7 protein-coding genes are annotated in these 6,919 nt (G+C 71.6%); 3 read left to right on the top strand and 4 right to left on the bottom strand.

The annotated features are described in order from the left end of the window. The 3 genes from BJF79_RS24330 to BJF79_RS24320 all read left to right on the top strand — a co-directional run. Window positions 1-1,065 (top strand): histidine kinase dimerization/phospho-acceptor domain-containing protein (locus BJF79_RS24330; protein ID WP_262402498.1); only part of this gene is annotated, 1,065 nt, incomplete at its 5' end. Beyond that, a complete protein-coding gene (locus BJF79_RS61360) occupies window positions 1,029-1,427 on the top strand; it encodes a sensor histidine kinase (RefSeq protein WP_075900730.1) in 399 nt (132 codons plus the stop codon). The genes BJF79_RS24330 and BJF79_RS61360, both read left to right, overlap by 37 nt. Further along, complete coding sequence (locus BJF79_RS24320; RefSeq protein ID WP_075900728.1) at window positions 1,424-2,083, top strand: response regulator transcription factor; 660 nt, start codon at window positions 1,424-1,426, stop codon at window positions 2,081-2,083. The genes BJF79_RS61360 and BJF79_RS24320 overlap by 4 nt, the downstream gene beginning before the upstream one ends. A 21-nt stretch (window positions 2,084-2,104) precedes the next feature. Here BJF79_RS24320 and BJF79_RS24315 read toward each other — a convergent pair whose 3' ends face one another. The 4 genes from BJF79_RS24315 to groL form a co-directional block, all read right to left on the bottom strand. Then, on the bottom strand, window positions 2,105-2,692 hold the full coding sequence (locus tag BJF79_RS24315; RefSeq protein ID WP_075900726.1) for a phospholipid scramblase-related protein: 588 nt from the start codon (window positions 2,690-2,692) through the stop codon (window positions 2,105-2,107). A gap of 182 nt (window positions 2,693-2,874) precedes the next feature. Further along, entirely contained in the window at window positions 2,875-3,798 is a 924-nt protein-coding gene (locus BJF79_RS24310) for a DUF4132 domain-containing protein (protein WP_262402502.1), read from the bottom strand. Window positions 3,799-3,890: 92 nt separating this feature from the next. Continuing rightward, the gene (locus BJF79_RS61355; RefSeq protein WP_262402497.1) at window positions 3,891-5,066 is read right to left on the bottom strand and encodes a hypothetical protein; all 1,176 of its coding nucleotides are present in this window, start codon (window positions 5,064-5,066) and stop codon (window positions 3,891-3,893) included. A 150-nt stretch (window positions 5,067-5,216) separates the two neighbouring features. Beyond that, window positions 5,217-6,845, bottom strand: coding sequence for a chaperonin GroEL (groL, locus tag BJF79_RS24305; RefSeq protein ID WP_075900722.1), 1,629 nt, complete (start codon window positions 6,843-6,845; stop codon window positions 5,217-5,219). Window positions 6,846-6,919 lie beyond the last annotated feature (74 nt).

Genomic DNA, 6,919 nt, shown 5'->3' with positions numbered 1-6,919 from the left:
GCGCGGATCGTCGGATGGATGCTGCTGCTGGTCGGGCTGGCGCTGGCCGGGTCGGTCGCGGTGACGTGGTCGGTGCTGTCCGGACGGCTGAACGACCGCGTCGACAACGAGCTCACGCACGAGGCGAACAAGCTTCGCAGCTACACCCAGAACGGGATCGACCCGGCCACCGGACGTCCGCCGACGAACGTGTCCGAGCTGCTCACCGGCTACCTCGTCCACAACCTGCCGGACAGCTACGAGACGTTCTTCTCGGTGGTGGACGGGCGCGCCGAGCGGCGCAGCGCGCAGCAGCCGCTCGCGCGGCTCGACCTCGACCGGGCGTTCGTCGCGAAGGCGGCGCGGGCGAAGGAGCCGACGTACGGGTGGGCGGAAACGGACGCGGGCGACGTCCGGTACGCGGTGCTTCCGGTGCGGATGGCGGGGGACGCGCGGCAGGCGGCGTTCGTCGTCGTCGAGTTCCGGGACGCGCAGCGCGCCGAGGTGATCGAGACGACGCGGGTGCTCGGCTTCACCGCGTTCGGGGCGCTGGCGGTCGCGGGCGCGGTCGGCTGGCTCATCGCGGGGCGGGTGCTCGCGCCCATCCGGCTGGTGCGGCAGACCGCCGAGCAGATCGGCGAGTCCGACCTGACGCGGCGGCTGCTCGTCCGCGGCAACGACGACGTCGCGGCGCTGGCGTCCACGTTCAACCGGATGCTCGACCGGCTGGAGTCGGCGTTCGCGGCGCAGCGCCGGTTCCTCGACGACGCGGGCCACGAACTGCGCACCCCCATCACCGTCATCCGCGGACATCTGGAGCTGATGGGCGACGACCCGGACGAACGCGAAGAGACCCGGACGCTGCTGATGGAGGAACTCGACCGGATGAACCGGATGGTCAACGACCTCATCATGCTCGCGAAGGCGGACCGTCCGGACTTCCTGGACGTCGCCGAGATCGACCTGGCCGACCTGACGGTGGACGTCGTCGCCAAGTCGCGGGGGCTCGGCGACCGGCGGTGGCGCGTCGGCGCGGTCGCGAGGTGCGGGTGCTCGGCGACGCGCAGCGGCTCACGCAGGCGCTGATGCAGCTGGCGGCCAACGCGGTGCGGCACACCGGCGACGGCGACACGGTCGAGGTCGGCTCGGCGGTCCGGGACGGGTCGGTGCTGCTCTGGGTGCGCGACACCGGGCCGGGCGTCGCCCCCGAGGACCACGAGCGGATCTTCGAACGGTTCGTCCGGGCGGGTTCGGGGCCGCGGCCGGTGGAGGGCGCGGGGCTCGGGCTCGCGATCGTGGCGTCCATCGCGAAGGCGCACGGCGGGACGGCGAGCGTGCACGACCCGCTCGAAGGCGGCGCCCAGTTCGTCCTGGACCTCCCGCTGCGTCCGGTGATCGACGCGGGGGCGACCACGGTCGTCCTGCCCGCGGCCGAGGCGGCGCGGTGAACCGGATCCTCATCGCCGAGGACGAGCGGCGGATCACCTCGTTCCTGGAGAAGGGGCTGCGCTCGAACGGGTTCACGACATCGGTCGTGGCCGACGGGCTGTCCGCGTACGAGCACGCGCGGACGGGCGATTTCGACCTGATGATCCTGGATCTGGGCCTGCCGGTGCAGGACGGCTTCACGGTGCTGCGGCGGCTGCGCGGCGAGCGGGTCACCATGCCGGTGATCATCCTCACGGCGCGCGACACGGTCGCCGACACCGTCGCGGGCCTGGAGGGCGGCGCGGACGACTACATCGCCAAGCCGTTCGCGTTCGAGGAACTGCTCGCGCGCGTCCGGCTGCGGCTGCGCACCGAGCGGATCCCGGAGGCGACCGTCCTGCGGGCCGGCGACCTCGACCTCGACCTGCGGACCCGCCGCGCCCGCATCGGCGGCCGGACCGTCGAGCTCACCGCCCGCGAGTTCGCGCTGGCCGAGGTGTTCTGCCGGCACCCCGACCAGGTGCTCACCCGCGAGCAGCTGCTCAGCCAGGTGTGGGGGTTCGACTTCGACCCGGGGTCGAACATCGTCGACGTCTACATCCGCTACCTGCGGCGCAAGCTGGGCACCGCCCGGATCGAGACGGTCCGCGGCGTCGGCTACCGGCTGCGGCCGTGACGCGGCGGTCGCCCGGGCGGCTCAGGTGATGTCCTTGGACTCGTGCAGGTTCATGTCCATGATGATCGCCGTCATGGCGGCCATCGTGCGCAGCGGCTCCGGCACCGGATCGAAGATCTCGACGTCGTACTTGTCGGCCGTCGTCAGCAGGTGGGTGACCACCCCCGCCCACTTCTTGCGGACGTGCGCGACCTTCTTGCCGTCCGCGTCGCGCACCGCGAAGTTGTTCCGGGGGATGTCCACCTCGACGTCCCCGAGCACCGTCCCGTCCGGGTCCTGCACGGCGTAGCGGCGGCCGACCCGCCGGGTGACGAACGAGCCGACGACGTCCCCCTCGGGGCGCCGCACCTCCGTCAGCGCGCGTCCCTTCTGCTTGTCGACGACGAGCAGCGGTTCGCCTTCGGGCGTGCTCAGCAGCACCGCGCGCGCGTCCAGGTCCGACTTGCCGGGAAAGGCGGTACGGATCGCGTCGCCGCGCCGCCGGTCGGTCTCGTCGGCCACGGCGACGGTCGTCCCGTCCCCGTCCATGACCCGGTACTTCGACTTCGCGAACGGGCCCCTGCGCGGCTGTTCGATCCTGAGCACCGGGGAGCTGAACGCTTCGCTCACGTGTCCTCCCGCCTTCCCGACCCGCGGCCGTGGGCCGCATCCAGTGGACGTTGCGGCGCGGCTCGCGCCGTCCAAGCGCGAATCCTGCCGGGTTCGGGCGGGAAGGGGAAGGACCCGGACGGCTTACATTTCATGCTCGGGTCCGGCCGGAACCCCCTTCCGGCGGTGCGGGATCCGGGGCGTCATCCCAAGCCGGAAAGGTCGGCCAGAGCTTCGGACGCGGCGACGGCGTCCAGCGTCTCGCCCGGCGGCTCGGCGAAGCCGACCTCGCGGAGCGTCTGCTCGGGGAGGGCGTCGACGGCGGTGACCGCGACGCCGGGCACGAGTTCGACCACGAGGTCGGGGGCGTCGCCCGGGAAGCGCCGGACGATCGAGTGGTAGACGCCGCCGTCCTCGACCGGGCCGCGCTCCCACCCCCGCCGGTGCAGGCCCAGCACCGCGCCGACCGGGACGGTGCCGCCCTCGAACCGCTCCAGCCGCCCGGTGCGCCGCTCGGCGCCGGTGAGCGCGTCCACGGGCCGTCCGAGCTGGGGGAACGGCTGGGTGATCTCGTAGTCGGCGAAGAGTTCGGCCCAGGCGGTGTTCGCGTCGCCGAGTTCCAGCGGGTGCGGGATGCCGATCCGGGCCTCGTCCGGGAGCCGCACCGGCGCGTCGTCGACGTCGGCGAACGTCCGGTCCTCGGCGATGCGGAACGCGGTGTCGCCGGTCGTCCAGACGAGCCGGCGGGCGATGTGCCGCAGCAGCGGGTGCTCGACGAAGTACCGCTCGAACTCGGCGGCGCTCCACCGGCGTCCGGTCACCATCGCCCGTTCGAGGCGCCGGATCTGGTCGCCCGCGACGCCCCGCACGTCCTTCTTCAGCGCGGCGAAACGCGCGTACGCGGCGGGCGCGAGGTCGGCGTCGTCCTTCGCGCCCGGCTTCGGGAGGGTCTTGCGGTGCTTGCCCGCCTCGTCGATCACGAACGGCGTCAGCGTCTCGTCGAACCCGACCGTGAAGCGGCGCGGACCGTAGTCCAGGACGAGCGTCCCGGCGTCGTCGAGGCCGAAGCCGGGGACGAGCCGGTCGGCGAGTTCGTCCGCGGACAGGCCGCGCGCCCTCGCCACCATGGCCAGGCAGTTCTCGGCCGTCTGGCGGCGGCCGGGCGCGGACGCCTTCTCGGAGATGCGGTGCAGCCAGGTCAGCGCGGTGTCGGTGCCGATCACCCGCAGCACCTGCACGGCGTGCTTGTCGGTGCCCGACCCCGGCCACTTGAGCAGCAGGGCGCCGAGCCGCCGGGCGGCGTCGTCGTCGGCCAGCAGGCCGAGCTGGTCGAGCACCCAGCCGCTGCGGGACGGCGTGCGTGCGGCGATCCAGCACTCGAAGACCGCCCGGCCGAAGGCGGACAGCGACGCGCGGTCGCACCGGTCCAGGACCTCGCCGAGCTCGGGGTGCGGCCGCAGGTCGCGTTCCACGGGAGGCTCGTGAAGGTGAGGGCGCCGATGAGGTTCTCGATCGCCGCCGGCGGCAGCACCCGTCCGTCCAGCAGGCGGACCTCGGGCAGTTCGGTCCGGTTCAGCCAGGTGACCTTCGGAGGCTTGACGGCCTTGGCGGGCGGCTCCGCCTTCGGGCCGTCCTTCTCGGTGAGGAACTGCTCGACGGCCGCGGCCGCGTCGTCGCCGTACCGGCGGGCGGCGTCCACCACGGCCGGGACTCCGTGCCGGGAGGCGATGTGGGCCAGCGCCGCCCGGGCCTTGTCACGCGGGACCCGCGCCTTGGCCAGCGCGTCCGGCACCAGGAACGGCACCGCGTCGGCGCCGTGACCGGTGAGCCACTCGACGGCGATGCGGTGGCCGGACCCCTGGGAGAACCAGTGGGCCATCAGCACGGCCGTCTCCAGGTCGAGCACCGGCAGCAGGGCCCGGGCGCCCCGGGCGCGGTCGACCTTGGCGTGCGGGAACACGATGTGGTGGACGTCGAGTTCGAAGCGGGCGAGCAGCGCCTTGAGATCGTCCCCCCTGGGGCCCCAGCCGCCCTTGGGGTTGGTGCTCCAGTCCGCCAGCAGCGGACGGACGAGCTCCTCGGGAGCGCGCTCGAACATGTGCGTCTGGTTCGGCGTGTAGGTGACTGCGCCGTCCTGGTAGGCGCGGACGAGACCCTCCCACCCTTCCTTCTCCAGGATCGCCTTCTCTTTGTCACCGAGATAGGACGGCCTGTCGCACAGCTTCAGCCATTCCTCCCGCTCGCCCTCCGCCCACACGAGGCTCCGGTCCGAGGGCGCCTCCAGACCCGGGACGAGCGTGACGTCCTTCGCCGCGGCCTTGGTCGCCTCGCGGTACGCGCGGGCGTCCCTTTCCCAGGGCGGGTCGACCAGCAGCAGGGGCAGCGCGTCGCTCATCCTGATCCTTCCGACGACGGTGGATGCGGGGATCGGACGCACATTCTCGAAGATCGGTTCACTCGTTTTTCGGACATGCGAAAGGGGGCGGTCCCGCGGGACCGCCCCCTTCTGCAGCCGTTCACCCGATATGGGCAGGCTTGAACTCGCTCAGAAGTCCATGCCGCCGGCGTCGGGCATGCCGCCGGCCGGGGCCGCGTTCTTCTCGGGCTTCTCGGCGATGACGGCCTCGGTGGTCAGGAACAGCGCGGCGATCGACGAGGCGTTCTGCAGCGCGGACCGGGTCACCTTGGCCGGGTCGAGGATCCCGGAGTCGAACATGTTGACGTAGTCGCCCGTGGCGGCGTTCAGGCCCTCACCCGGAGTCAGGTTGCGGACCTTCTCCACCACGACGCCGCCCTCGAGGCCGGCGTTCACGGCGATCTGCTTCAGCGGCTCCTCAAGCGCGCGCTTGACGATGTTGGCACCGGTGGCCTCGTCGCCCTGCAGCTCGAGCTTGTCGAACGCCTTGGTGCCGGCCTGCAGCAGCGCGACGCCGCCACCGGGGACGATGCCCTCCTCGACCGCGGCCTTGGCGTTGCGGACGGCGTCCTCGATGCGGTGCTTGCGCTCCTTGAGCTCCACCTCGGTCGCGGCGCCGGCCTTGATCACCGCGACACCGCCCGCGAGCTTGGCCAGGCGCTCCTGGAGCTTCTCGCGGTCGTAGTCGGAGTCGGTGTTGTCGATCTCGTTACGGATCTGGTTGACCCGGCCCGCGATCTCGTTGGCGTCACCGGCGCCGTCCACGATGGTCGTCTCGTCCTTGGCGACGACGACCTTGCGGGCGCGGCCCAGCATGTCGAGCGTGGTGTTCTCGAGCTTGAGGCCCACGTCCTCGCTGACGACCTGGCCACCGGTCAGGGTGGCGATGTCGCCCAGCATGGCCTTGCGGCGGTCGCCGAAGCCCGGGGCCTTCACGGCCACGGACTTGAAGATGCCGCGGATCTTGTTGACGATCAGCGTCGCCAGGGCCTCGGCCTCGACGTCCTCGGCGATGATCAGCAGCGGCTTGCCGGACTGCATGACGCCCTCAAGGACCGGCAGCAGGTCCTTGTTCGCCGACACCTTGCCCTGGACGATCAGGAGGTACGGGTCTTCGAGGACCGCCTCCATCCGCTCGGGGTCGGTCACGAAGTAGTGCGAGATGTAGCCCTTGTCGAAGCGCATCCCCTCGGTGAGCTCGAGCTCCAGACCGAAGGTCTGGCTCTCCTCGACCGTGATGACGCCTTCCTTGCCGACCTTGTCCATCGCCTCGGCGATCATCTCGCCGATCTGCTGGTCGCCGGCGGAGATGGAGGCCGTGGAAGCGATCTGCTCCTTGGTCTCCACGTCCTTGGCCAGCTTGGACAGCTCCTCGCTGACCCGCTCGACCGCGGCCTCGATGCCGCGCTTCAGCGACATCGGGTTGGCGCCCGCGGCGACGTTGCGCAGACCCTCGCGCACCAGCGCCTGCGCCAGCACCGTCGCCGTCGTGGTGCCGTCACCGGCGACGTCGTCGGTCTTCTTCGCTACTTCCTTGACGAGCTCGGCGCCGATCTTCTCCCAGGCGTCCTCGAGCTCGATCTCCTTGGCGATCGACACACCGTCGTTGGTGATCGTGGGGGCGCCCCACTTCTTCTCCAGCACGACGTTGCGGCCCTTGGGCCCGAGCGTCACCTTCACGGCGTCGGCGAGCTGGTTCATGCCCCGCTCGAGACCGCGACGGGCGTCCTCGTCGAACGCGATCATCTTTGCAGCCATAGGCTCCAAGTCCTCCCGGAACAAGGTGGCTTAGACGGATCGAGCCGACGCCCGCGACGGACGACCCCGGCCGA

This window comes from Actinomadura sp. CNU-125 (assembly GCF_001942465.1).
Lineage (GTDB): Bacteria > Actinomycetota > Actinomycetes > Streptosporangiales > Streptosporangiaceae > Spirillospora.
This window is presented reverse-complemented; position numbering and strand designations above follow the sequence as displayed.